Below are 24,908 nucleotides of genomic sequence, written 5' to 3'. Positions count from 1 at the left end.
GGCGGTGGGTTTAAGGGTGCTAACTTCAGAGGGTAAAAACATGAAAAGACTTGTTATTCCAGTTCTGGCCGGCGCGATGTCGCTAGCCGCTTTCCAGGCAATGGCCGCCGACAAGGTGACCTTGCAGCTGAAATGGGTCACGCAGGCCCAGTTTGCCGGCTACTACGTTGCCAAGGCCAAGGGTTTCTACGAGGCTGAGGGCCTCGACGTCGACATCAAGCCGGGCGGTCCCGATATTGCCCCCGAGCAGGTGATCGCCGGTGGCGGCGCCGACGTCATCGTCGACTGGATGGGCGGCGCGCTGGCTGCTCGCGAAAAGGGTGTGCCGCTGGTCAACATAGCCCAGCCGTTCAAGAAGGCCGGCATGGAGCTGGTCTGCCCCAAGGACGGCCCGATCAAGACCGAAGCCGACTTCAAGGGCCACACGCTCGGCGTCTGGTTCTTCGGCAACGAATATCCGTTCTACGCCTGGATGAACAAGCTTGGCCTCAAGACCGATGGCGGTCCGGACGGCGTCACTGTCCTGAAGCAGAGCTTCGACGTGCAGCCGCTGATCCAGAAGCAGGCGGATTGCATCTCGGTCATGACCTACAACGAGTACTGGCAGCTGATCGACGCCGGCTACAAGCCCGAACAGCTGACCGTGTTCAACTATTCGGCCATGGGCAACGACCTGCTCGAGGACGGGCTTTATGCGTCGGAAGACAAGCTCAAGGATCCGGCCTTCGAGGACAAGATGGTGCGTTTCGTGCGCGCTTCGATGAAGGGCTGGAAATACGCCATCGACCACAATGACGAAGCCGCGAGCATCGTCATGGACGGCGGCGGCCAGGACGAAAACCACCAGAAGCGGATGATGAGCGAAGTCGCCAAGCTGATCGACAATGCCGACGGCAAGCTCGATCCGGCAACCTACGAGCGCACCGCCAAGGCGCTGCTCGACCAGAAGATCATCACCAAGGAGCCGACCGGCGCCTACACCACCGCCATCACCGACAAGGCGGTCAAGTAAGCCTAGCTGGCAACATCTCGATCTCGAACGGCGCCTCTGGATAGAGCGGTTCGGTAGAACCGCTCTATCTCTTTGTTTTGATGCATGTCGTTATCCCAAAACCGCTGCACACTTTTGCGCGACATGCATTGGTGCTAGAGGCGGTTCTTTTATGGTGTTCATGACGAAGCTGGTCTCGATCGAGGCGACGCATTTCAATCGCGCGATCTTTTCCTTGATGAAGCGCTCGTACTGCTCGAGGCTTCCGGTCACCACCTTCAGCACATAGTCGCGCGAGCCGGTGACGAGGTGGCATTCCAGGACCTCTTCCCAGCCGCGGATCGCATCCTCGAACATGACGATCTCGTCCTCGTTCTGGCGGCTGAGCCGAATGGTGGCGATGGCGACCATGCTCCAGCCGAAGGCTGAGGGGTCGACCAACGTGGTGTAGCTCCTGATGACGCCGGTTTCCTCCAGCCGCCGCACCCGCCGGAGGCAAGGCGACGGCGACAAGCCGATCCGTTCGGCAAGCTCGTTGTTGGTGATGCGGGCATCGGCCTGCAGCTCGCGCAGGATCTTGCGGTCGAAATCATCAGCTATCTTCTGCTGCACTTTCGGTCTCTCCAGGCAATCTGTTGCGGGAATGCAGCCATGCGAGCCGCAGAATAGCAAGGACTGGCGGATCGGGATCGCATAAATTGCTGCGACACTCCTCGAAAAAGGCAGGAAAGATCATGACCGCGCCACGCCCATCGAAAACCCATATCGGCAACCACAAGCTCCATCCGGAGACGCTGATGCTGAGCTATGGCTTCGATCCGCAGCTTTCGGAGGGCGCGGTCAAACCACCGGTATTCCTGACCTCGACTTTCGTCTTCAAGTCGGCGGAAGAGGGACGCGACTTCTTCGACTACACGTCGGGCCGCAAGGAGCCGCCGAGCGGTACCGCGTCCGGCCTGGTCTATTCGCGCTTCAACCATCCCAACAGCGAGATCGTCGAGGACCGGCTGGCGATCTATGAGGGGACGGATGCCTGCATCCTGTTTTCGTCAGGCATGTCGGCGATCGCCACCACACTGCTCGCCTATGCCCGTCCGGGCGATGTCATCCTGCATTCGCAGCCACTCTATGGCGGCACCGAGACGCTTCTGACGCGCACGCTCTCAGGTCTCGGCATCGGCGCTGTCGGCTTCGCCGACGGCGTCGACGAGACGGCAGTGCGCGCGGCTACCGACGCGGCCGTCGCGAAAGGCCGCGTATCGGTCATCCTGGTCGAGACGCCGTCAAATCCGACCAACAGCTTGGTTGACATCGTCCTGATGCGGACGATCGCCGACGAGATTGGCGCGGCTCAAGGGTCGACGCCGATCGTCGTCTGCGACAACACATTGCTCGGCCCGGTTTTCCAGCGGCCGATCGAACATGGCGCCGATGTCTCCGTCTATTCGCTGACCAAATATGTCGGCGGCCATTCCGACCTCATCGCGGGCGCCGCCATGGGCAGCAAGGCGGTCACCAAGCCCATCAAGGCGCTTCGCGGCGCGATCGGCACGCAGCTCGACCCGCATTCCTGCTGGATGCTCGGCAGGTCGCTGGAGACGCTGTCGATCCGAATGGAGCGGGCCAACGACAATGCGCGCCTGGTCGCCGAATTCCTGCGCGATCATGCGAAGGTCGAGAAGGTACATTATTTGCCGTTCCTGGGCGAGGATACGCCAGCGGGCCGCGTCTACAGGGCGCAATGCAGTGGCGCCGGCTCGACCTTCTCCTTCGACATCAGGGGCGGGGAGACGGCGGCCTTCGCCTTCCTCAACGGATTGCAGATCTTCAAGCTGGCGGTAAGCCTCGGCGGAACGGAATCCTTGGCCAGTCACCCCGCGGCCATGACCCATTCGGGAATTCCCTACGAGGTGCGCCAGCGCATCGGCGTGCTTGAGACCACGGTCAGGCTGTCGATCGGTGTCGAGCACCCGGACGATCTGATCGCCGACCTGACGCAGGCGCTGGCGGCGGTCTGACGGGTCATTCCCTGGAATCCGGGAAGGGCAAGGATCGGATTCCTTCATCAGCCATCACAAAAGCGTGTGGTGGGATACATTTCGCTGCTCAGCCGTTGCATTACCGCATGCGCGCGCCGGGAGGCGCGACGGATGCGACATCCCAATCGGAGGTGCTTCATGCGCAACCTATCCTTCTTCCCGGCGCTTTCGGCGCTGGCCATTTCGACCGCGTTCCTGTTCGCATCGCCGGCTCTGGCCGCCACGGAAAAGTTCAAGGCGACGCTCGACGGCGGCCAGCAAAACCCGCCCGTCACCACGAAGGGCAAGGGCACGGCCACTTTCACGTTCGACACGGCCAAGAAGAAGCTCAGCTGGAACGTCAAATATTCCGGCCTCAGCGGACCAGCAACGGGCGCGCACATTCACGGCCCGGCGGCGATGGGTGCAAACGCCGACCCGGTCATCCCATTCAAAAAGCTCAAGAGCCCGATCAGGGGATCTGAAACGCTGACGGATGCCCAGACGGCTGACCTGGAGGCAGGCAAATATTACGTCAACATCCATACATCAGCCAACCAGGACGGTGAGATCCGCGGCCAGATCGAAAAGGCGAAGTAGGTACAGGCTGTTCCGAAAGAGGGGCGGGCGACCGCCCCTTTTGTGTGAATCACGCCTTGTCGCGGATCTGGCTCATCGTCCGGGTCGGCGTGATCGCCTCCGGATCGAGCCTGATTTCGACGATCGCCGGCTTGCCGCTGGCGAGCGCACGCTCGAAGGCCGGGGCGAACTCCGCGGTCTTCTCCACCGTTTCGCCATGGCCGCCATAGGCGCGGGCGAGGGCCGCGAAGTCAGGGTTCTTCAAATCAGTGGCGATGACGCGGCCGGGGTATTCGCGCTCCTGATGCATGCGGATGGTGCCATAGATGCCGTTGTTGACGACGACGACGACGATCGGCAGGTCATACTGCACAGCGGTGGCGAACTCCTGGCCGTTCATCAGGAAGCAACCGTCGCCTGCGAAGGCGACCACGGTTCGATCTGGAAACAGCTCTTTGGCGGCGACCGCAGCGGGCGTGCCATAACCCATCGAGCCTGAGGTCGGTGCTGCTTGCGTGGCGAAGCGGCGGGAGCGATGGAAGCGATGCACCCAGGTGGCGTAATTGCCGGCGCCATTGGTGAGAATGGCGTCATCGGGCAGCATCTTTTCCAGGTAGTTCATGATCGGCCCCATCTGGACCGAGCCGGGGCCGCTCTCCGGCGGCGTCGACCAGTCGAGATAGGCGGCATGCAGCTTTGGCGTCTCGGATGCCCAGGTCGGCTCCGAGGCCGGCTTACGCTTGGCGAAGGCTTCGACAAAGGCGGATGGCGAGGCGTTGATCGCCAGTGCCGGCCGGTAGACGCGGCCGAGTTCGCCAGCGTCGGCATGGACATGGACCAACGCCTGGTCCGGATAAGGGCTTTTCAAGAGAGTGTAGTCGGACGACGGCATTTCGCCCATGCGGCCGCCGATCAGCAGCACGAGGTCGGCCTGCTTGATCGCTGTCGCCAGCTTCGGATTGATGCCGATGCCGACATCGCCGGCATAGTTCGGATGCAGATGGTCGAACAGCATCTGGCGGCGGAACGAACAACCGACCGGCAGCGACCACGCCTCGGCGATCGTGCGCATTTGTGCAACCGCCTCGGCATCCCAGCGCGTACCGCCGAGGATGACGAATGGCCGCTTGGCGTTGGCCAGCAATTTCTCCAGCGCGTCGAGTTCGGCTTCGCCGGCTCGCGTTTCGAACGGTGTGTGGGCCAGCGCGATAGGCGCTTCGACGACGCTGGTCAGCATGTCTTCCGGCAGCGAGATGACGACCGGGCCAGGGCGGCCCGATGTCGCCACCGCGAAGGCGCGGGTGACGAATTCCGGGATGCGCGACGCCTCGTCGATCTCGACCACCCATTTGGCGATGTCACCGAAGAACCTGACGTAATCCACCTCCTGGAAGGCCTCGCGCTCCTTGGCATGGCTGGCGACCTGGCCGATGAACAGGATGACGGGTATGGAATCCTGCATGGCGATGTGGATGCCGGCTGAGGCGTTGGTGGCGCCGGGGCCGCGGGTGACAAAGCAGATGCCGGGCTTGCCGGTCAGGCGGCCGTGACAATCGGCCATCATCGCAGCACCGCCTTCCTGGCGGCAGACGATGGTGCGGATCGCCGAATCGTGCAGCGCATCGAGCACCGCCAGATAGGATTCACCCGGCACGCAATAGATGCGGTCGGTGCCGTTGGCTTCGAGCGCGTCGACGATCAGTTGTCCGCCGGTCTTCATTGTCCAGACTTCTCCAGTTCGGCAAGGATTTCTTGCGTGTGCTCGCCCAGGCGCGGCGAGGGACGTTCATAGACGAGCGGCGTGCCAGACATGACCATCGGCGCGCGCACCGAAGGCAGAAGGTTGCCGTGGCCGTCGTCGAGATCGAGCCGCATGCCGCGGGCGATGGTCTGCGGATCGGCGAACATCTGGCCGATCGTGTTGATCGGGCTGGCCGGCACGCTCGCCGCTTCCAGCTTTGCCAGCAGCGGATCGCGATCAAAAACCTTCAGCGCCTCGATGATGCGTTCGCGCAGCTTGACCCGGTTGGCGACCCGGGCCGGATTTGTCGCAAAGTCTGGATCGACTGGCAAATCGTCCAAGCCGACGGCAGCGCAGAATTTCGCGAACTGGCCGTCATTGCCGACGGCCAGGATGATGTGGCCATCCCTGACCGGCACCACTTCGTAAGGAGCGATGTTCATATGCGCATTGCCCATCTGCACCGGCGACTTGCCGGAAACGAGATAGTTGAGGTTCTGGTTGCCGAGCGCCGAGATCTGGGTGTCGAAGAGTGCCATGTCGATCTGCTGGCCTTCGCCGGTCTGTTCGGCATGGCGTAGTGCAGCCTGGATGGCGATGACCGAATACAGGCCGGTGAAGATGTCCGAGATGGCGACGCCGGCCTTTTGCGGCTCGCGGCCAACCTCGCCGGTGATCGACATCATGCCGGCCATCGCCTGGATGATGAAGTCGTAGCCGGCGCGTGGCGCGTATGGGCCATCCTGGCCGAAGCCGGTGATCGAACAATAGACGAGGCGGGGGTTCATCTTGCGCAGACTGTCATAGTCGAGGCCGTACTTCTTCAGGCCGCCGAGCTTGAAGTTCTCGATCAGCACATCCGACGTCGCGACCAGCCGGCGGACGGTCTCGGCGCCCGCCGGCGTCGAGAAGTCGATGGCGATGGAGCGCTTGCCACGATTACAGGAATGGTAATAGGCAGCCGACAGGTTCTCGCCATCCTTGCCCATGACGAAGGGCGGACCCCATTTGCGGGTATCGTCGCCACCATCGGGGCTCTCGACCTTGATCACGTCGGCGCCGAGATCGGCAAGCAATTGCCCGGCCCATGGCCCGGCAAGGATGCGGGCGAGTTCGACGACGCGGACGCCTTTCAGCGGGGGTTCGGCCATAAATCACCGTGGTTGCTGCAATCACCTTGATTGCTGCGAATGCAGAGCCTCTATCAAGCCCTGCAATGGCTGTCACGGCTCTTGCGATAGGCCAATCCATCACGCTTTCAGGATACTGTCGGCCCAGGCGGCGAAATCGTCCATGATGATGTCGCGATTCACCTCGTTCAGGCTTTCGTGGCGGGTGTCGGCGTAAACCTTTGAAACGAGATTCGAAAAGCCCATCGCACGCATGCGACCGGCAAGGTGCGTGATCCCCTTGCCGTAATCCGAGGCGGGATCTCTTTCGCCGCCAACGATGTTGACGGGGAGGCCGCGGCGGATGCCGGCAAAGCCGGCATCCTTGCCGCCGTTCAATGCCATGCCGACGACGTCGCGCCACATCGACACCGAGGCATCCCAGCCGCACAGCGGATCAGCGATGTATTTTGCCACCTCGGCCTCGTCGCGTGACAGCCAGTCGAACAGCGTGCGGTGGTCAGGCACCGCCTTACCCCAGGCCTGGAAGGTGAGTTTCGGCAGCGCGCGCGACGGCACGTCCGAGCCGAGCCGCATCCGTTCCCAGGCAAGAATACCGAGCGCCAGCTGGCCGAGTAGGCCTTGAGAAAAATTGCCGTTCCAGATCGCCGCGGCATGAACGCGCGGCGAATGGCGCAGCAGGTAGTTCAGCGCCATAGACGCACCCATCGAATGACCAAACAGGATGACCGACCGGTTCGGGCATTCGCTGGCGATGACATCGTGAATGGCATCGATGTCGGCGATCACCTTGGCCGGGCCGTCCTTGCCGGCGAACCTGCCGAGCGGCGCGTCGGGGGCCTTGGTCGCACCATGGCCGCGATGATCGTGGACATAGACGTGGAAGCCGCGCTGGGCGAGGAAATCGGCAAAGCGGACATAGCGCGCGGCGTGCTCGGCCAGCCCGTGGTTGATCTGGACGACGGCACGCGGCCGGCCCTCGGCATGCCTGACGAAAAGATTGAGAACGGCACCGGTCGGCGAGGCAACCACGCGCTGCTGGCTGAATGACATGCCGCTCGGTCCCCAGGCTCTGGCCGCCACCGTGGCGCTGGCTTTGTTTGCGCCGGTGCCGGTTTTGCGTCAATCCGCTGTGCCTGCTTTTCCGCGACGATGTTTCTTGCATTTGGCCGCTGAAATATCGCAATTCTGACATGGAGACAGCTTCAGTCTGTCGCCCACTTTCTTCAGCCGGGGATTCTCCATGCGCATTGGTGTTGTTTTCGGATTGGCCATGCTGGCGGCGTCGCTGGCCGGTGTGGCGCATGCCGATGTCAAGATGAGCGGCAGCTTCGTTGCCGACGCCGCCTGTCCGGCGACGCAAGCCATCAAGAACGGCAAGAACCCCGGCAATGTCTCGACCGATGCCGGGCAGAGCTACCAGTTGCTTGCCGGCAACAAGGAGGCGCCGACGCATTACCTTATCCAGGTGCCGGGCGCCGATCCGGAGCGACGGTGGGTGAAGGTTAGCTGCGGCCATGTCTCCGGCAGCGCGGCGACCGTGCCGGCAGCACCAGCCGGTAAAAGCAACCCGGCAATAGCCGGAAAACCCGAATACGTCTTCGCACTGAGCTGGCAGCCGGCTTTTTGCGAGACCAAGTCGAGCAAGGCCGAATGCAAGGCGCAAAACCCGAACGAATTCGATGCCACCAACTTCACCTTGCACGGATTGTGGCCGCAGCCGAACGGCAATTTCTATTGCCAGGCCGCAGCTGGCGACAAGGCCAACGACATTCCGGCCCACTGGAAGGATCTGCCGCCCGTCAATCTGGACGCGGGCACACGCGCGGAACTCGACAAGGTGATGCCAGGCACGGCTTCGCAGCTCGATCGGCATGAGTGGATCAAGCACGGCACCTGCTACGGCAAAAGCCAGCAGGAATACTTCTCCGACGCGCTCAAGCTGATGCGTGAGGTGAACAGCTCGCCGGTGCGCGGTCTCTTTGCCAAGAACATCGGCGGCAAGCTGACGGCGGACCAGATTCGCGGCGCCTTTGACGCCGCCTTCGGTGCCGGGGCCGGGGACCGTGTACGCGTGTCCTGCGTCATCGATCCGTCGAGCGGCCGGCGGCTGATCGGGGAGTTGACACTCGGCCTCGCTGGCCCGATCGGCCCCGACAGCTCGCTGAAGGGTCTGCTGCTGGCGTCGGTGCCGACCAACAAGGCCGGCTGCCCGACCGGCACCGTCGACGCGATCGGGTTCCAGTAAGTACGGGGCGCGGCTCCGGGCGGGTCCCGGCAGTGCGCGCTTGTCCACGTGACCGCCCAGATGTGGCAAAAGCGATTGCCGTTCGCCGCCGCATCGCCTACATAGCGGCCAACCTCCACTCAATTCGACAAATCCAGTCAGTTTTCTGGATCAGTCAGTTTTTCAGGGAAAGCGCGCGTGGCACGCCAGTTCATCTATCACATGGCCGGCCTCAACAAGGCCTACGGCACCAAGAAGGTGCTCGAGAACATCCATCTGTCCTTCTATCCGGACGCCAAGATCGGCATCCTCGGCCCCAACGGGTCGGGCAAGTCGACGATCCTCAAGATCATGGCCGGGCTCGACAAGGAGTGGAACGGCGAAGCCTGGCTGGCTGAAGGCGCCACTGTCGGCTACCTGGCACAGGAGCCGGCCCTCGATCCGAACAAGACCGTGTTCGAAAACATCATGGAAGGCGTCGCCGCCAAGACCGCCATCATCGAGCGCTACAACGAATTGATGATGAACTATTCCGACGAGACGGCCGACGAGTCGGCCAAGCTCCAGGACGAGATGGACCGGCTCAACCTGTGGGATCTCGAACAACAGGTCGAGATGGCGATGGAAGCGCTGGGCTGCCCGCCCAAGGATTCAGAAGTCACCAAGCTTTCGGGTGGCGAGCGCCGCCGCGTAGCGCTTTGCCAGCTCTTGCTGCGCCAGCCCGACCTTCTGCTGCTCGACGAACCGACCAACCATCTCGACGCCGAAACCACGGCGTGGCTGGAAAAGCATCTGCGTGCCTATCCGGGCGCCGTGATGATCATCACGCACGATCGCTACTTCCTCGACAATGTCACCGGCTGGATCCTCGAACTCGATCGCGGCCGCGGCATTCCCTATGAGGGCAACTACACCAAGTACCTCGAAGCCAAGGCCAAGCGGCTCAAGCAGGAAGGCCGCGAGGACGATGCCCGTCAGCGCGCCATCGGCCGCGAGCGCGAATGGATCCAGTCGAGCCCGAAGGCGCGCCAGACCAAATCCAAGGCGCGTATCCAGGCGTTCCAGGATCTTCTGGATGCAGCCGACAAGCGGCGTCCGAGCGATACACAGATCGTCATTCCGCATGGCGAGCGGCTCGGCAATGTCGTGATCGAGGCGGAGGGCCTGTCGAAGGGCTTTGGCGATACGCTTTTGATCGACGGGCTGGAATTCAAGCTGCCGCCCGGCGGCATCGTCGGCGTCATCGGCCCGAACGGCGCCGGCAAGACGACGCTGTTCCGCATGATCACCGGCCAGGAAAAGCCGGATGCCGGCACGATCCGCGTTGGCGAAACGGTGAAGCTCGGCTATGTCGACCAGAGCCGCGATGCGCTCGATCCGTCGAAGACGGTGTGGGAAGAGATTTCCGGCGGCGCCGAAGTGGTCAAACTCGGCAAGTTCGAGGCCAACACGCGTGCTTATTGCGCGTCGTTCAACTTTCGTGGCGGCGACCAGCAGCAGAAGGTCGGCAATCTCTCGGGCGGCCAGCGCAACCGCGTGCACCTCGCCAAGATGCTGAAGACCGGCGGCAACGTGCTGCTGCTTGACGAACCGACCAACGATCTCGATACGGAAACGCTGGCCGCGCTGGAAGACGCGCTGGAAAACTTCGGCGGCTGCGCGGTCATCATCTCGCACGATCGCATGTTCCTCGACCGCCTGGCGACGCACATCCTCGCATTCGAGGGTGACAGCCACGTGGAATGGTTCGAAGGCAATTTCGAGGATTACGAGCAGGACAAGATCCGCCGCCTCGGGCCGGATGCCGTCAACCCGCACCGCATGACCTACAAGAGGCTGACGCGGTAAGGGGCAGAGCCGTTGCGGGTGATCGGCGTTTGACCTAAATTGGCCTGACGGAGCTGGACATGATCACAGTCAAACTGCCGCAAAAGACCGAGAAGCTCCTAGCCGACATGGCCAAGGCCAGCGGTCGCACGGCCGATCAGGTCGCAGTTGATGCGATCCTCGAGGCTATCGAGGATTGGCAGGACGCCAGGATTGCCGAGGAGCGCATCAGGAATGATGACGGCGTTCGTGTCCCGCTGGAGGAGATGATCCGCAAGCTTGAACTTCGTGAAGTCGAGGAGCGCGGCAAGAAGCCCGCCGCTGGATGAGTTGGCGTGTCGAGTTCACGCTGCGAGCCAAAAAAGATATTGAGCGGCTTTCGACAAAAGACCAGCGCCGAATCCTGGAATTCCTCTCTGGAAGAGTTTCGGCGCATCCCGATCCGAAAGTTCTGGCCAAGCGTCTGACCGCGACCAAAGAAGAAGCTTGGCGATTTCGCGTCGGCGACTACCGCATCATCGTCCAGTTCTGGGATAGCCGTCTTGTCGTCCTGGTCGTGGAAATAGGCAACCGTCGCGAGGTCTATCGATGAATAACGGCGGCGTTTTACAAAAGCCCGATTGGTCAGCCGCTCAGTACCTGAAATTCGAGGATCAGCGCACGCGGCCCGCGCGGGACTTGGTGGCGCAAGTGCCGGTGGATTTTCCGCGCCGGGTCGTCGACGTCGGCTGCGGGCCGGGCAATTCGACCGAGCTGCTTGTCGCGCGCTGGCCGAATGCGCAGGTAAGCGGTTTCGACACTTCGCCCGACATGATCGAGAAGGCGAAGGCGCGTCTCCCCGAGGTCACTTTTGATCTCGCCGATGCCTCAACGTGGCAGCCGGCGGAGCCGGTCGACGTGATCTTCGCCAATGCGGTGTTCCAATGGCTGCCCGAGCATCCCGCGGTCTTCCAGCGGCTGATGGGCTTCCTGGCGCCGGGTGGCGCCTTGACCGTCCAGATGCCCGACAATATGGGCGAGGACTCGCACCGGCTGATGCGGGAAACCGCCGCCGAAATGCCGTTTGCCGCCAAGATGAAGGGCGCGGCGCGCGCGCCCCTGCCATCGGTGTCGTTCTACTATGACCTTCTTTCGCCGCTCAGCGATCGGCTGGACATCTGGCACACGATCTACAACCACCCGCTTGCCGACGCCGAGGCGATCGTCGAATGGGTGAAGTCGACGGGTTTGAAGCCCTTTGTCGACCCGCTCGATGCGAATGAGAGGGCGCTGTTCCTAGACAGCTACACGGCCAAGATCGCCAAGGCCTATCCGAAGACGGCGAGCGGCAAGGTGCTTTTGCGCTTTCCGCGCATCTTCATCGTCGCCAAACGGGCCTGATTATCCACGTTGCACGGCGTAACATTGCGCCGCTTGACCGGGTGTCGCCGCCATGCGCATTTCAGTCATCCTGGGATGACAATGCCCGCGTGGCAGGGGTGGATAATGACACTGAAAAAGATGCTTTTCGGCGGTGGCGTGTGCGCGGCGGCACTTCTGGCGTTCTCGATCTCGGCGGAGGCCAAGCGGGCGCGCTGCTTCACCAGCGATGACGGTTATTTCGCCTGCAGCTATCGCTCGATTGACGGCGCCGGCAGTTTCCGCATCTCGTCACCGGGCTATCCGACCTATGTTCTGGAGATCGACGAGCCGGGCTTTGCCTATGGTTATGTCAATCTCGGCCACCGCAATGTGCCGCTGCCGGGGCAGTTCGTGCGCAGCCGCGACGATGGTGCCTGCTGGAACAACCCGCAGACCAACACCAAGATGTGCGCTTGGTGAGGATTGGCTTAAGTCGGCCTAAACCTTTGGTTTAAGCCGGTGTAAACCGCCGCGGTGAGAAAACTGTTGCGCCGGCGCATTCCGGCGTCCACATGAAGCCTGGAACGCCGGACGGACTGGATATATGCATCGCGTCATCATCAGCGGCATCGGCGTTGAAATCCCTGAAGCCACAATCACCAATGAAGAACTGGTCGCCAGCTTCAATGCCTGGGTCGACATGGAGAATGCGCGCCGCCTGGGCACCGGCGAGCCGCCGCTGCCGAAATCCGACAGTGACTTCATCGTCCACGCTTCGGGCGTGCGCACCCGTCACGTCATCGAGCGCGAGGGCATTCTCGATCCGACCCGCATGGCGCCGCGCATTCCGGCACGGCCCGACGATGCGTTGTCGCTTGAAGCCGAGTTCGGTATCGCCTCGGCCAAGAAGGCTCTCGACCATGCTGGCCTAGACCCGTCCGATATCGACCTTGTGATCTGCTCGGCCTCGCATCACCAGCGGCCCTATCCGGCGATCGCCGTCGAAATGCAGGAGGCGCTGGGCACCAAGGGCGCCGGATTCGACATGGGGCTTGGCTGTTCGTCCGCCGCGGCGGCCCTTCACATGGCAGTGAATTTGGTGCGCTCGGGCGCGCACAAGCGCATTCTGGTGACGACGCCGGAAATCATCACCGGCCATCTCAATTTCCGCGACCGGCAGACGCATTTCATCTTCGGCGATGCCTCGGTGTCGATGGTGGTGGAGGGACTTGCTCAGGGCGACAAACGGCCTGGGCGTTTCGAGGTGCTGGACACACGCATCTGGACGCAGATGTCGAACAACATCCGCACCAATCTCGGCTACCACACCCGAACCGCCCAGGACGATCCCTACATGATCAACCTGGAAGGCAATCTGATCAAGCAGGTCGGTAACAGGGTGTTCAAGGAAGTCACCGTTGCCGGGCAGAAGTTCATCGTGGAATTCCTCGCCGAGCACGGCCTGACGCCACAGGCGGTGAGGCGCTTCTGGCTGCATCAGGCCAATGCGCGGATGAATGCAATGATCCTGAAACTGTCATTCGGCCACGAGGTCGATCACGACCGCGCGCCGATGGTGCTTGAACGGCTTGGCAACACGGCGGGCGCCGGCGCCATCGTTGCACTTTCGGAGAACCACGCCGACATGAAACCCGGCGATTTCGGCCTGATCTGCGCTTTTGGCGCGGGCTATTCGATAGGCGGCGCGCTTCTCAGGATGCTGTAGAGAGCTATTCGTGTCCGACCGGTGCGAACGGCACCAGCATCGGTACCCGCCTGATGTAGTCGTCATAGGCGCTGCCCAGCTCGCTGCGCAGGAAGCGTTCCTCGAGCTTTGCCTTCATGACGATGCCGATGGTCAGCAGGATGGCGCCGGCAACACCCCAGACAGTGCCTTTCGCCGCCATGGTGGCAAGGATGGCCAAAAGCAGTCCTGTGTAGATCGGATGGCGGACGAGGCCGTACGGGCCGGTGTCGACGACACGGTGCCCGGCCTTGGCGGTGACGGTGCCCGACCACAAGCGACCGAGATGCAGGCGCGCCCACCAGCAGAGGGCGAAGCCTACGGCAATCAGTGCGACGCAAATCCAGGCTTCGGCAAGGTTGGGAGACCACAGGCGAAGCCGGCCGACATAGTTATGCGCCGGAATGAAGAGCAGGATGGTGCCGGTCATCAGAGCCGCGCGGTAAGGCGCCTCGGCCCGGAAGCCGGCACGCTTCGAGGCTTTGTCGGCCCAGAAGGCGGCAGCGGCCCACGACACCACCCAGATCAGCCAAAGAAGCGTGATTGCCGTCCCGGGACGCATGAGACCCTCCGCGATGGTTCGGAGGCATCATGTAGCCGGCACAGCGCGGCGGCAATGCGGCGCTGTGTGGGAGTGGTTCGATTCAGGTAAGAAGATCGTGACCCGCAGCGGACCTCATTCATTGGGACAGTTAAACATCCACTGCACGCCGAAGGCGTCGACCAGCATGCCGAACCTGGTTCCCCAAACTTGCCTCGCCAGAGGGACGGTGATCCGGCCAGCCTCACCCATGCGGTTGAAAAGCCCGCGCATCGCGGTCAGGTCGTCGAATTCCAGCATCAAGGCGGAGCCTTTCATTGGCTCCGCATCGTCATTGTCCGAAGCGTGGAACAGGACGCCTGGGCCTTCGAACCGCGCGTGCAGCACCTTTCCACGCATGGCTTCGGTTCGCACCGGCATATCGTTGTCGCCCCAGCGCAGCAGGATCGTCCCCCGGCCAAGGCCGCACTGCTCGTAGAAGGTCAGTGCCGGTTCGCAATTGGTGGTGAAGAACAGGGAAGGGGAGAGCCGCATGGGTTTGCTTTTTGCCGGATCAGTGCGCGGCGGCGGTGGCGGCAGTGATAAGCGCCTCGCCCGTATATTGCCTGTCACCGATCCCCCAGCCGCCGTCGGGTGCGTTGACGATGTTGATCCAGGTGTCTTCGGGCCGGTGGTTTGGCTCGCAAAGCTCGGCGACGATCCCGGCGGCTGCGGTGATGAAGCTATTTCGAGCTTCGATCGAACCGAGGCCGATGTTGGGCAGCTTCAGCTCGACCATCACGACCGGCCGATTGACGCCGCCGGCGTAGATGCGATGAAGCGGCAGGACATGGACCGTGCCGCCGACGATCGCGGTGAAGAACGGATTGCCGGTGGCGCCCGAGGCTTCGATGAGGGCGGTGCTGAGACGCGGCAGGATCTCGCGTTCTCCCGCAGGGGTCAGTACGCCTTCCGGCGCGGTCACGGTGATTGGCATTTGGCTCTCTCCTGTTCGCTGGTTTGCATAGCTTCCGGCGGATATTCGTCCGGCTTGCGATGTTTCGTATCAATTGTTACGTTACAAGAAGAAGGTGAGTCAACAGGTTTCGTATCGATCGATATGGAAGATTTGGAAAAGCCCCGTGGCGGACGGCCGCGCGCATTCGACCCCGACCGGGCGCTGGATGCCGCGATGCATCTGTTCTGGGAGCATGGCTATGAGGCGACGTCGCTGGCCATGCTACGCGAGGCGATGGGGCTGACGCCGCCGCAGATCTACAACGCCTTCACCGACAAGGAGACCTTGTTCCGCAAGGCACTGACGCGCTACCACGAAACCGAGATTGGGTTTGCGCTGGAAGCGCTGAGCGCGCCGGTATCGACGCGGGAAGCGATCCGGCGGTTGCTGCTCGGCGCGGCGGAGGCGTATTCCAGGCCCGGCAAGCCTGCTGGCTGTCTGTTCGTCAGCGGCGCGTTGGCAGCCTCGCCGCAGGCGCAAGCCATCGCCGATGAACTCAAGATCTATCGCAAGGCAAGTGAAGCGGCGATTGCAGCCCGGCTGGCCAAGGGCTGGGCAGTGGGCGACCTCCCGGAAAACCTCTCGGTCGAGGGCTTCGCCAAATACCTTGCCGGCGTGATGAACGGCATGTCGATCCAGGCTCGGGACGGCGCTTCGGTCGAAGAGTTGCGCGGTTTGGCCCAAACCGCTCTTGCGGCCTTGCCAGCCGAAGGGCAAAAGCAAGCGGCATCATCCAAGGAATGAATGAAGCCATGCTGGATCTCTTCCCCGAAGCTGAAAAGCCGGTTGAAATCGTCCCCGCGCGAAAGCTTGTCGCCAAGGCGGCAGCACTTTACGCGGCACCATCGGATCATTTCCAGACGCGCCCGGCGGACGAATTGCGGCTGGGTTTCGACGGCATAGCGGGCGATTTCCATGCCGGATCGACGCGGCGTTCGGGCGGGCGCGAGCCCTGGTATCCGCGCGGCACCGAAATGCGCAACGAACGGCAGATATCGATCGTGGCATTGGATGAACTCGCCATCGTCGCGGAACGGATGAGCCTGGCCGAGATCAAGCCGGAGTGGATCGGCGCCAACCTGGTGATCGAAGGAGTGCCAAACCTCTCAATGCTGCCGCCCGGCACGCTGCTGTTCTTCAAGGGCGGCGTGACGATCAAGGTCGACGCGCAGAACGGCCCTTGCCGAATCGCCGGCCGTTCGATCGCCGAACATGCAGAGATGGCCGATATCGAGGCCGGTGCGCTGTTGTTCCCGAAGGCGGCAAAGCGGCTGCGTGGCGTCGTCGCCTGGGTCGAGAAGCCGGGAACGATCCGGGCCGGCGAAGAGATATCGGTACGCGTACCGGAACAATGGATCTATCAAGCCTGAGAGTAGGCTACGCCGCCCATGGAGCGGCGTAGCAAAAGCGCTGGGCTTCAGCCCTTGCGGTTCTTCTTCTCGCCTTGCGCCATGATGGAAACGTGGTCCCACGTTTCCCAGGTGGCGATGCGGTTTGCATATTCCTGTTTGATCATCGGCAAGCCGCCGTCGCCGAAGAATACCCTGAGCGGCGGCTCGGCGGCGTCGACAATGGCCAGCATGGCCGGCCCGGTGGCCTCGGGATCGCCGGCGACCGAATTGGCGCGGCGTTCTGCCATCTTGGCGCGGGCGGGCGCATAGGCCTCGATCGGTTGGGAGACCTTTGCCGACGGGCCGGCCCAATCGGTGGAGAAACCACCGGGTTCGACCAGCGTGACATGGATGCCGAATTCCGCGACCTCGATGCTCAGCGACTGGCTGAGCGCCTCCAGCGCCCACTTCGAGGCGTGGTAGAGGCCGAGCGAGGCAAAGGCGTTGACGCCGCCGATCGACGAGATCTGGATGATGTGGCCGGACCGCTGCGCCCGCATGATCGGCAGCGCTGCCTGCGTGACCCAGAGCGCGCCGAAGACATTGGTTTCGATCTGGTCTCGGGCTTCCTGCTCGCTGACTTCTTCGATGGCGCCGAAATGGCCATAGCCTGCATTGTTAATGACGACGTCGAGCCGGCCAAAGCGCCTGTGCGCCTCGGCGACAGCGGCATCGACGGCTTTCTTGTCGGTGACGTCGAGCTTCATCGCGGCAATGTTTTCGCCGTACTTCTCGACGAGATCGGCGAGCGTGCCGGCATCGCGGGCGGTCGCGGCAACGCGGTCGCCACGCGCTAGTGCTGCCTCGGCCCACACGCGGCCAAAGCCCTTCGACGATCCGGTGATGAACCAAACCTTGTTTGTCATAGTGTGGAGTCCTTGCCCCTGCGGGCGTGATTTCGGTGGAAACGGAGGCTACTCCGCTTTGAGGCATATACGGTCTATCGCCTGATTTTCCAGAGGCCGAGGCGAATCTTTTTACAGGACGCCGGTCGATCAGGGATAATTCACAGGGCTCGACCATGCCGGGTCGTCGTGCTTCTCCCAGTAAAGTGCCATCAGCCGGCTGGTGACCGCGCCGACCGTGCCGTCAGCGATCCGGACGCCGTCGACCTCCGTCACCGGCATGATGCCGCCGGTGGTGGAGGTGATGAAAACCTCGTCGGCGTCACGTAATGCGGCAACGCTGACATTGGTGGCGGCGGCCGCAAGACCTTGTTCGATGCAAAGATCGAAGACGGTGCGCCTTGTGATGCCGGGCAGCACGCCAATGGAAGGCGTCGACAGTTTGCCATCCTTGACGCAGAAGACGTTGAAGCCCGGGCCTTCGGCGACATTGCCGTTGAAGTCGAGAATCAACGCGGTCTCGGCGCCGCGGTCATAGGCATCGTAGAGGCCGCGCACCAGATCGAGCCAGTGGTAGTTCTTGATCGTCGGGTCGATCGAAGCCGGCGGAATGCGCACCTTGTCGCTGATGGCGACGCGTAGGCCGCGCTGCAACTGCTCTGCATTGGCAACCGAACCGAATGGCACGGCGAACGCCATGAACCGGTTGATCGCCTGGCGCGGGTCGCGGCTGAAGGTCGGCGAGGCGCCGCGCGTGCACAGCATCTCGACATAGGCGGCGCGATGGCCGGACAGCGCCACACAATTGTGCAGGATTTCGGTCACGCCTTCGCGGTCGAAGGGGATCGTCATGCGCAGCTTGTCCAGCCCGCCGAAGAAGCGGTCCAGATGCAGGTCGAGCCGGAAGAAACGACCTTTCCAGACATGCGCGGTGTCATAAGTGGCGTCGGAATGCAGAAAGCCCCAGTCCAGCACCGAGATCTTGGCTTGCGACATCGGCAGGTATTGGCCGTCAAGGAAAGCGACGCCCTCGGGGTAAGAATGTGGGTCGAGATGGCGGTCGCCGACGATGGGCAGTTGCATCTCGTTCATCGTCTCCCTCATTGGTACCTCCTGACGCAAGGCGAGGCCAGCAGGCTAGCGGTGCTGGGCAGAAGGCATAGAGCCAACCGCTCGACGCTGTTCGGCCTCCATGATGGTCTGAACGATACATTGGATTGGAATTGCACTACCATTCCGGTTCTGAACGGAGGGGAAGATGGGCAAGCTTGAGGCCGGCGTAGCCGCCATGATGATGTTCGCCGCCGCGGGCGAAGCCAGCGCCCAGTGCGCGCGCGAAGGCGAGGAATTGTGCCAGGGCGGCCAGACCTATCGCTGCGAGAAAACCGGCAGCGAATTGACGCCGATCTTCCAGAACCTGCCTTGCGCGGTGAATGTGCCGTCGCTAAGCGGCACCTGGGTCGGCAACGGCCACCAGAGCCCGGCCGGCGATGCCGGGGCCGACTGGTCGATCTCCATGACGATCGAGGATGGCGGCGCGTCGATCGACTACCCGTCGCTCGGCTGCGGCGGATCCTTGTCCCAGACGTCGAGGGACGATACGTCGGCGGAATATCACGAGAGCATCACCTACGGTCAGGACAAGTGCATCGACGGCGGCGACGTCACCGTCAGGTTTTTCAAGGGAAACCTATCCTGGACCTGGGTCGGCCAAGCCGACGGTCAGCCTTACAATGCGGTAGCCGTGCTCGCGCGGAAATGATTGCGTTCAATCCTCCTCGTCATCGGCATCGAGCAGACGTGTCGCGCGCCAGCGGGTAAGCACGATGTTGGTCTGCTCGATGACGAAGAAACGCGCCGAGTCGCGATCGTAACCTTCGGCCAGCAGTTTCTCATAGTCGGTGTGCATGTGGCGGATGTGGGCTATCGTCGCCAGCCATACGGCGATGCCCGGCGGCAAGGCTTTCATGTGGACCGCACCGGCGTCGGTGCGGATCTTCTCCATATCGGCATAGGGCGCCAGCGGCAGAAGTGCCGTCAGCGCCTTGGCAATGGCGCGGCGGCGGCCGGTCGGCGCCGTCATGGCCGGATCCGATCGGGCTCGTCGCGCCCTTCAACGGTTGCCTCGGCAAAAGCGTCGGTCGAGGCGAAATAGGGTTTCAGGTCGATGACCGGCGTACCGTCGAGCACGTCGATGGCGTCGAGATCGATGCGGCCGGTGTCTTGGTCGAGCCCCACCAGCCTGGCCACATGCAGCCCGATGGGGTTTGGGCGGGCCGGGGAGCGCAGCGAAAATACGCCTTTCGCTTCAACTGCATGGCGCGGTTTCTGCACGATCAGGTCTCTTGGCGCGTGATGCAGCCAGGACAGGATGATGACGTGGCTGGCCCGTTCCAGCCCTTGCAGGCCCTCGCGATAGGGCGCGTCGATGGTCAGCACCGCGGGCTGTCCGGTTTCGCGCGCGGCACGCATGTTCTTCGGGCAGGTTTTCCTCGTCGCCCATGGCGAAGCGATGCGGCCGATGAAGACGATACCGCCATCCGGCGGCATCGATGCCGGATCGCTTTCCAGCCTACGCTCGCCTTCGCGTTCCTCGAACATCTCACGCGATCCGGTCATTCCGCTCATCTTTTTTGTTGGTGCATGGTCGCGATCTCAAACCGCGACATCCTTTTAGGCGACATGCATCGAGAATCACGCATGCGGCATTTTCTTGTCCGGCAGCGACATAGCGCTTGCAAGGTTTTGAAAATCGACATAAACATATGTTTATATCTTTTCAAAGAGAATACGATGATGCATGTCTCGCTCGACACCATGGTGGATACGTTGAAGGCGGCGGCCGAATCCAGCCGCTTGCGCATACTGGCACTGTTGTCGCGCGGCGACCTCACTGTTTCCGATCTTACCGAAATTCTCGGCCAGTCGCAGCCGCGCGTTTCGCGGCACCTGAAGCTCCTGCTGGAGGCCGGGCTGATCGGCCGCTATCAGGAAGGGTCATGGGCCTTCTTCCGCCTGTCGGACGCGGATTCCGCACGTGACTTCGTCATGGGGCTGGTTTCCGGCATTCGCGATGCCGATCCGCAGGTTGAACGCGACCTCGAACGGCTGGCCTCGGTCAAGCGCAAGCGGCAGGACCGGGCGGTCCAGTATTTTTCCGTGAATGCGGCGAGCTGGGACCATATCCGTTCGCTGCACGTGCCGGATCGCGCCGTCGAAGCCGCCATGCTGAAGCTGGTCGGCAAGCGGCCGTTCCAGTCCATGCTCGATCTCGGCACCGGCACCGGGCGGCTGCTCGAAATCTTCTCGCCACTCTACCGGCGCGGCGTCGGCATCGACATGTCGCGCGAAATGCTGACCGTGGCACGGGCCAATCTCGACAAGGCCGGCGTTTCAAACGCGCAGGTGCGGCAGGGTGATATCTTCGCGCCGCCGGTTGAGCGCGACGCCTTCGATCTCGTCACCATGCACCAGGTGCTGCATTATCTCGACGATCCCGCCCGCGCCATCCATGAGGCGGCGCGGCTTTTGCGCCCGGCCGGGCGCCTGGTCATCGTCGACTTCGCGCCGCACACGCTGGAATTCCTGCGCGACGAGCATGCGCATGTGCGGCTCGGCTTTTCCGACCGGCAGATCATCGATTGGTTTGCGGAAGCCGGGCTCGATCTCGAAGATGCCCAGGAGTTCGAGCCGCGCGGCGGTAACGAGGCCAGGCTCACCGTGAAACTCTGGCTTGGCCGCGACCGGCGGCTGCTGATCGCCGATCCTTCCAACGACAGCAAGCAGATAAGGGAAACCGCCTGATGAACCAGTTCCGCTTTTCCCGCCGCCCGGATATTGGCGACAAGGTCAGGGTTTCCTTCGAATTCTTTCCGCCGAAGACCGACGATATGGAGGCCAGGCTTTGGGACACAGTCACAAGGCTGGAGCCGCTGAAGCCGAAATTCGTTTCGGTGACCTACGGCGCCGGCGGCTCGACACGTGAGCGCACCGCCCGCACCGTAAAGCGCATCCTGACGGAAACCGATATTCCTGCCGCGGCGCATCTGACCTGCGTCGGTGCAACGCGCGGCGAGGTCGACGCGGTCATCCAGGACTACAAGTCGATCGGCATCAACCGGTTCGTGGCGCTGCGCGGCGACCCGGCCTCCGGCGTCGGCGAACCCTATCGCCCGCATCCCGGTGGCTACGAGAATGGCGCGGAGCTGGTCGCAGGGCTGAAGTCGATCGCGGATTTCGACATCTCCGTCGCGGCTTACCCGGAGAAGCATCCGCAAAGCCCCGATTTCGCCACCGACATCGAGATGCTGAAACGCAAGGTCGACAATGGCGCGACGCGGGCGATCACCCAGTTCTTCTTCGACAATGATCTCTACGAGCGCTATGTCGAGCGCGTCCGCCGCGCCGGCATCTACATCCCCATCGTGCCGGGCATCCAGCCGGTTCACAGTTTCAAGCAGGTCGCGAACTTTTCCGCGAGGGCGGGCGCGCATGTGCCCGGCTGGCTGGCGGAACGGTTCGAGGGCCTTGACCGGGACCCGCAGACGCATGCGCTGGTGGCATCGGCGGTGGCGGCCGAACAGGTCATGGACCTGGTCGAGCGCGGCGTCGGCGATTTCCACTTCTATACGATGAACCGGGCCGATCTGGTCTTTGCCATCTGCCATATGATCGGCATCCGCTCGCATGAGGCGGCGGCCGCCGGATCAGCCGCTGCATGAGCCAGGCTCAACAACAAAAGGCCGGGAAAAACCCGGCCTTTTGAATTGGTTGGACTATTTGGGTGCTGGTCTTCCCCGCTTTGGCGGTCAGGGAAGGAAACCCATAATGAGGGCTCCGATAAAGGCGAACGCAGCACAGATCATCAATGCGTTGATAGGCCTCGTAAGTCCCATGACATAGCCTCCTCTTAAAGAGCTATGTCCAGGAGTCTAGTTTCATTTGTGCCACAGGCAAGCGGAAAATATGCTGCATTGCGACGTGATTGTGAAATTCGCGACCCGTCTTTTGCCGTTAGGCGTTGAAACTCCTAGGCAAAAACCGGCTTCAGACCTGTGAATAAATTATGGCGGTGATGTGTCTCTGTCGTGTCATGGCAGCGCTACCCCCGCGAAAGTCGAATCGACTTTCGCGCTACGGCGCGTCCAGTTGGACGCACGGCTAACGTCTTGCGAACAGTCGTCCGTCGATGGTGACGAGGCCAAGGGCGATCAGCACCACGCCGCCGACTTCGAACAATTCGAGCCGCTCGCCGAGGAACAGGAAGCCGAGCAGCATGGCGCTGGCCGGCACGATGAGCGTGACCAGCGACGCGTTGGTGGCGCCGGCGGAGGCAACAAGGTTGAAATAGAGGATGTAGGCGAAGGCGGTGGACAAGAGCGCCAGCGCCAGCACCGCGGCCCACACCGGCGGTGAGGCCGAGAACAGGCCTGCTGGACCATAGGTGAAGAGCACGATCGGAATCATGATGATGGTCGAGGCGGTCAATTGCCCGGTGGCGATGACCGGCGAGGGCACGCCCTTGAAGCGGCGGGCGACCATCAGGGCAATGCCATAGGACAGCGAAGCGCCGATCAGCGCGAATTTGGCCCAGACCGGGCCGCCGAGCCCGGCAAGCAGCCCGGGGCCGATCATCACAGCTGTGCCGGCGATGCCGAGCGCAATGCCGGCGAGCTTGTTCCAGGAAAGCTTTTCGTCTGATGTTAACGCATTGGCCAGGATCAATGTCCAGAACGGCGTCGTCGCGTTGAGCACCGAGGCAACGCCGGCGCCAAGCTCCGTCTGGCCGGCGAAGATCAGCGAGAAGGGGACGACGTTGTTGGTGAGTGCCAGCAGGAAGAACAGGCCGGCATGCGGAAGCGCGAGTCGGAAGGAGGGGCCACGCAGGCCGAGATAGGTATGCAGCGCGACCGCAGCACCAGCACCAGTGGATGGAGTTCCGCCACAGCGATGCGGGCGAAGAAGAACGAGCCGCCCCAGATTGCACCGAGCAGCAGGAGCTGGCCCCAATCCTTGAGCACCATCGGCCCGCGTGATGCAGTCGCCCCGGCTATCGCCATGTGATCGTTCTCCCCCCAGACGGCCTGAATGCCAGTCGGTCAGGCGAAACGCATATCGGATCCGGCCACAAGGGCCACCCGAAACCTGATTGATGGCAAGCCTTCACGCCAAGACCTAGCTCCGCTGCGACAGCGCCGCGAGACACAGAATTGTTTTCATTAGCCGCTAGCTTGGATTAATTGTGCGCAGGCTAGGTCAAGGATTCGTCGATGCAGCGATTCGAAAATGCCCGCGAGGCGGCACTGGCGCTTCGTCCGGACGACCCGGTCTATTGCTTCCGCCCGCAGGTGCTGATCGCCGATGCCAAACAGTTCATGGGCATGTTCCCCGGCAAGACCGCTTATGCGGTCAAGACCAATGGCGAGCAGATCGTGCTGAAGACCCTGGTCGAGGCCGGCGTGAAGGCTTTCGATGTGGCTTCGCCGGGCGAGTTCGCCGCCGTGCGCGCGGTCTCTGCCGATGCCGAGATGCTCTACATGCACCCGGTCAAGGCGCAGTCGGACATCAAGCTGGCACTGGAGAAGTACGGCATTCGCGTCATTTCGCTCGACCATGAGGACGAGATCACCAAGCTGACCCGCGTGGTGCGGGCGCTCGACGTCGATCCGAGCTCGATCAGTGTCTTCGTGCGGGTGCAGACCAAGGGGCATGCCGCCTACGAACTATCGAAGAAGTTCGGCGCCGGGCCGGCCTATGCCATCGAACTCGCCGAGCGGCTGAACCGTACCGGCTACAAGGTCGGCCTGTGTTTCCATGTCGGCAGCCAGATCGAGGATCCCGACACCTATGAGCGGGCGCTTGCGTCGGCCGACTGGGTGCGTAACCGGCTGACTTTCGATATTGCCGGGCTCGATGTCGGTGGCGGTTTTCCCGCCGAATACGGCCATGATCCCAACCGCAAGCAGATCGAGATGCCGTCGCTCGGCCAGATTATGTCGCGGCTGTCCGGCGACCTGAAGGAATACCAGTTCGACCAGATGCCGCTGGTGGCCGAGCCCGGCCGCGTGATCGTGGCGCGCTGCCTGTCGCTGATCGTGCGGGTGCTGCTGCGAAAGGGCAAGCGGCTCTACATCAATGACGGCATCTGGGCATCGCTGTCGGATTCATGGACCGGCAAGATCACCCTGCCGGCGCGTTTCATTCCCGATCCGGCAATCCGCTCGCGCAATGGCGAGGAAAAGAGCATCGTGCCTTTCAAGGTCTGCGGCGCGACCTGCGATTCCGTCGACATCCTGTCGCGGCCGTTCTGGCTGCCGGAAACCGTCGACACCGGCGACTGGATCGAGATCGGCCACATCGGTGCCTATTCGCTGTCGCTAAGGACCCGCTTCAACGGCTTTTACCCCGACACCTTCGTCGAGGTCACGACGCCCTTCGACGAGGGCGATGTGCCGCAGGGGTTTGCGAGTCTGGAGACGATGGCGGGATAGCGAATAGCGAATAGGGAATAGGGAATAGGGAATAGGGAATAGCCAG

The 24,908-nt window shown here is 62.5% G+C and carries 27 protein-coding genes and 1 pseudogene; 16 read left to right on the top strand and 12 right to left on the bottom strand.

The features are described from left to right. Window positions 1–40 precede the first annotated feature (40 nt). Window positions 41–1,012, top strand: a complete 972-nt coding sequence (locus tag NKJ89_RS17535; RefSeq protein WP_031259518.1) for an ABC transporter substrate-binding protein — start codon at window positions 41–43, stop codon at window positions 1,010–1,012. Between the two features lie 90 nt (window positions 1,013–1,102). Here NKJ89_RS17535 and NKJ89_RS17530 read toward each other — a convergent pair whose 3' ends face one another. Next, the gene (locus NKJ89_RS17530) at window positions 1,103–1,603 is read right to left on the bottom strand and encodes an Lrp/AsnC family transcriptional regulator (RefSeq protein ID WP_352604251.1); all 501 of its coding nucleotides are present in this window, start codon (window positions 1,601–1,603) and stop codon (window positions 1,103–1,105) included. 122 nt (window positions 1,604–1,725) lie between these two features. Between NKJ89_RS17530 and NKJ89_RS17525 the strand changes: the two genes are divergently transcribed. Together NKJ89_RS17525 and NKJ89_RS17520 are read left to right on the top strand one after the other, a co-directional pair. Continuing rightward, the gene (locus NKJ89_RS17525) at window positions 1,726–3,009 is read left to right on the top strand and encodes a cystathionine gamma-synthase family protein (protein WP_352604249.1); all 1,284 of its coding nucleotides are present in this window, start codon (window positions 1,726–1,728) and stop codon (window positions 3,007–3,009) included. 159 nt (window positions 3,010–3,168) lie between these two features. Then, on the top strand, window positions 3,169–3,609 hold the full coding sequence (locus tag NKJ89_RS17520) for a CHRD domain-containing protein (protein ID WP_352604247.1): 441 nt from the start codon (window positions 3,169–3,171) through the stop codon (window positions 3,607–3,609). 49 nt (window positions 3,610–3,658) lie between these two features. Here NKJ89_RS17520 and NKJ89_RS17515 read toward each other — a convergent pair whose 3' ends face one another. The 3 genes from NKJ89_RS17515 to NKJ89_RS17505 form a co-directional block, all read right to left on the bottom strand. After that, entirely contained in the window at window positions 3,659–5,308 is a 1,650-nt protein-coding gene (locus tag NKJ89_RS17515; protein WP_352604245.1) for a thiamine pyrophosphate-binding protein, read from the bottom strand. Next, window positions 5,305–6,480, bottom strand: coding sequence for a CaiB/BaiF CoA transferase family protein (locus NKJ89_RS17510; protein ID WP_352604243.1), 1,176 nt, complete (start codon window positions 6,478–6,480; stop codon window positions 5,305–5,307). The genes NKJ89_RS17515 and NKJ89_RS17510 overlap by 4 nt, the downstream gene beginning before the upstream one ends. 99 nt (window positions 6,481–6,579) lie before the next feature. Continuing rightward, window positions 6,580–7,512 carry an alpha/beta fold hydrolase gene (locus NKJ89_RS17505; RefSeq protein WP_352604241.1) on the bottom strand — a complete coding sequence of 311 codons (933 nt, stop codon included), beginning with the start codon at window positions 7,510–7,512 and terminating at the stop codon, window positions 6,580–6,582. A gap of 190 nt (window positions 7,513–7,702) precedes the next feature. Here NKJ89_RS17505 and NKJ89_RS17500 point away from each other — a divergent pair, with 190 nt between their 5' ends. From NKJ89_RS17500 to NKJ89_RS17470, 7 genes are all read left to right on the top strand, one after another. Then, on the top strand, window positions 7,703–8,707 hold the full coding sequence (locus NKJ89_RS17500; protein WP_352604239.1) for a ribonuclease T2 family protein: 1,005 nt from the start codon (window positions 7,703–7,705) through the stop codon (window positions 8,705–8,707). A 177-nt stretch (window positions 8,708–8,884) separates the two neighbouring features. Next, the gene (gene ettA, locus NKJ89_RS17495; RefSeq protein WP_023756970.1) at window positions 8,885–10,534 is read left to right on the top strand and encodes an energy-dependent translational throttle protein EttA; all 1,650 of its coding nucleotides are present in this window, start codon (window positions 8,885–8,887) and stop codon (window positions 10,532–10,534) included. Between the two features lie 59 nt (window positions 10,535–10,593). After that, window positions 10,594–10,842, top strand: coding sequence for a DUF6290 family protein (locus NKJ89_RS17490; RefSeq protein WP_352604237.1), 249 nt, complete (start codon window positions 10,594–10,596; stop codon window positions 10,840–10,842). Further along, complete coding sequence (locus NKJ89_RS17485; protein ID WP_023756972.1) at window positions 10,839–11,105, top strand: type II toxin-antitoxin system RelE family toxin; 267 nt, start codon at window positions 10,839–10,841, stop codon at window positions 11,103–11,105. Before NKJ89_RS17490 ends, NKJ89_RS17485 begins: the two co-directional genes overlap by 4 nt. Then, a complete protein-coding gene (gene tam / locus NKJ89_RS17480) occupies window positions 11,102–11,893 on the top strand; it encodes a trans-aconitate 2-methyltransferase (RefSeq protein WP_352604235.1) in 792 nt (263 codons plus the stop codon). Before NKJ89_RS17485 ends, tam begins: the two co-directional genes overlap by 4 nt. Window positions 11,894–11,998: 105 nt before the next feature. Beyond that, window positions 11,999–12,334 carry a hypothetical protein gene (locus NKJ89_RS17475; protein WP_352604233.1) on the top strand — a complete coding sequence of 112 codons (336 nt, stop codon included), beginning with the start codon at window positions 11,999–12,001 and terminating at the stop codon, window positions 12,332–12,334. A 124-nt stretch (window positions 12,335–12,458) separates the two neighbouring features. Beyond that, window positions 12,459–13,580: a beta-ketoacyl-ACP synthase III gene (locus NKJ89_RS17470; protein WP_023756975.1), complete on the top strand. Its 1,122-nt coding sequence runs from the start codon at window positions 12,459–12,461 to the stop codon at window positions 13,578–13,580. A gap of 4 nt (window positions 13,581–13,584) precedes the next feature. Here NKJ89_RS17470 and NKJ89_RS17465 read toward each other — a convergent pair whose 3' ends face one another. The 3 genes from NKJ89_RS17465 to NKJ89_RS17455 form a co-directional block, all read right to left on the bottom strand. Then, on the bottom strand, window positions 13,585–14,160 hold the full coding sequence (locus NKJ89_RS17465; RefSeq protein WP_352604231.1) for a methyltransferase family protein: 576 nt from the start codon (window positions 14,158–14,160) through the stop codon (window positions 13,585–13,587). Between the two features lie 114 nt (window positions 14,161–14,274). Further along, window positions 14,275–14,673, bottom strand: coding sequence for a VOC family protein (locus NKJ89_RS17460; protein ID WP_023756977.1), 399 nt, complete (start codon window positions 14,671–14,673; stop codon window positions 14,275–14,277). A gap of 19 nt (window positions 14,674–14,692) precedes the next feature. Continuing rightward, window positions 14,693–15,115 carry a tautomerase family protein gene (locus NKJ89_RS17455; protein WP_352604229.1) on the bottom strand — a complete coding sequence of 141 codons (423 nt, stop codon included), beginning with the start codon at window positions 15,113–15,115 and terminating at the stop codon, window positions 14,693–14,695. A gap of 123 nt (window positions 15,116–15,238) precedes the next feature. Between NKJ89_RS17455 and NKJ89_RS17450 the strand changes: the two genes are divergently transcribed. Both NKJ89_RS17450 and NKJ89_RS17445 read left to right on the top strand, forming a co-directional pair. Beyond that, complete coding sequence (locus NKJ89_RS17450; RefSeq protein WP_352604227.1) at window positions 15,239–15,880, top strand: TetR/AcrR family transcriptional regulator; 642 nt, start codon at window positions 15,239–15,241, stop codon at window positions 15,878–15,880. 8 nt (window positions 15,881–15,888) lie between these two features. Then, entirely contained in the window at window positions 15,889–16,506 is a 618-nt protein-coding gene (locus NKJ89_RS17445) for an MOSC domain-containing protein (protein ID WP_352604225.1), read from the top strand. Window positions 16,507–16,553: 47 nt separating this feature from the next. On the opposite strand, the gene NKJ89_RS17440 is transcribed toward NKJ89_RS17445, so the two are convergent. Continuing rightward, window positions 16,554–17,393, bottom strand: coding sequence for an SDR family oxidoreductase (locus NKJ89_RS17440; protein ID WP_352604223.1), 840 nt, complete (start codon window positions 17,391–17,393; stop codon window positions 16,554–16,556). Window positions 17,394–17,522: 129 nt separating this feature from the next. Then, window positions 17,523–18,476, bottom strand: coding sequence for a D-amino acid aminotransferase (locus NKJ89_RS17435; RefSeq protein ID WP_352604221.1), 954 nt, complete (start codon window positions 18,474–18,476; stop codon window positions 17,523–17,525). A 154-nt stretch (window positions 18,477–18,630) separates the two neighbouring features. Between NKJ89_RS17435 and NKJ89_RS17430 the strand changes: the two genes are divergently transcribed. Beyond that, entirely contained in the window at window positions 18,631–19,134 is a 504-nt protein-coding gene (locus NKJ89_RS17430) for a hypothetical protein (protein ID WP_352604219.1), read from the top strand. Between the two features lie 6 nt (window positions 19,135–19,140). On the opposite strand, the gene NKJ89_RS17425 is transcribed toward NKJ89_RS17430, so the two are convergent. Both NKJ89_RS17425 and tsaA read right to left on the bottom strand, forming a co-directional pair. After that, the gene (locus NKJ89_RS17425; RefSeq protein ID WP_352604217.1) at window positions 19,141–19,455 is read right to left on the bottom strand and encodes a DUF2293 domain-containing protein; all 315 of its coding nucleotides are present in this window, start codon (window positions 19,453–19,455) and stop codon (window positions 19,141–19,143) included. Further along, window positions 19,452–19,991 (bottom strand): tRNA (N6-threonylcarbamoyladenosine(37)-N6)-methyltransferase TrmO, encoded by a 540-nt coding sequence (tsaA, locus tag NKJ89_RS17420; RefSeq protein WP_352604215.1) that lies wholly within the window; start codon window positions 19,989–19,991, stop codon window positions 19,452–19,454. The genes NKJ89_RS17425 and tsaA overlap by 4 nt, the downstream gene beginning before the upstream one ends. Window positions 19,992–20,168: 177 nt before the next feature. Here tsaA and NKJ89_RS17415 point away from each other — a divergent pair, with 177 nt between their 5' ends. Together NKJ89_RS17415 and metF are read left to right on the top strand one after the other, a co-directional pair. Next, window positions 20,169–21,176 (top strand): ArsR/SmtB family transcription factor, encoded by a 1,008-nt coding sequence (locus NKJ89_RS17415; protein ID WP_352604311.1) that lies wholly within the window; start codon window positions 20,169–20,171, stop codon window positions 21,174–21,176. Then, a complete protein-coding gene (gene metF, locus NKJ89_RS17410; RefSeq protein WP_352604213.1) occupies window positions 21,176–22,093 on the top strand; it encodes a methylenetetrahydrofolate reductase [NAD(P)H] in 918 nt (305 codons plus the stop codon). The genes NKJ89_RS17415 and metF overlap by 1 nt, the downstream gene beginning before the upstream one ends. A 439-nt stretch (window positions 22,094–22,532) precedes the next feature. Here metF and NKJ89_RS17405 read toward each other — a convergent pair. Beyond that, window positions 22,533–23,431: pseudogene (locus NKJ89_RS17405) on the bottom strand (DMT family transporter). A 210-nt stretch (window positions 23,432–23,641) separates the two neighbouring features. Here NKJ89_RS17405 and NKJ89_RS17400 point away from each other — a divergent pair. Beyond that, window positions 23,642–24,862 (top strand): alanine racemase, encoded by a 1,221-nt coding sequence (locus NKJ89_RS17400; RefSeq protein ID WP_023756988.1) that lies wholly within the window; start codon window positions 23,642–23,644, stop codon window positions 24,860–24,862. The last annotated feature ends 46 nt before the right edge of the window (window positions 24,863–24,908 follow it).

The organism is Mesorhizobium sp. M0047, from assembly GCF_040323315.1.
GTDB lineage: Bacteria > Pseudomonadota > Alphaproteobacteria > Rhizobiales > Rhizobiaceae > Mesorhizobium.
The sequence above is the reverse complement of the archived record's forward strand: the minus strand, read 5'-3'. Positions and strand labels throughout refer to the sequence as shown.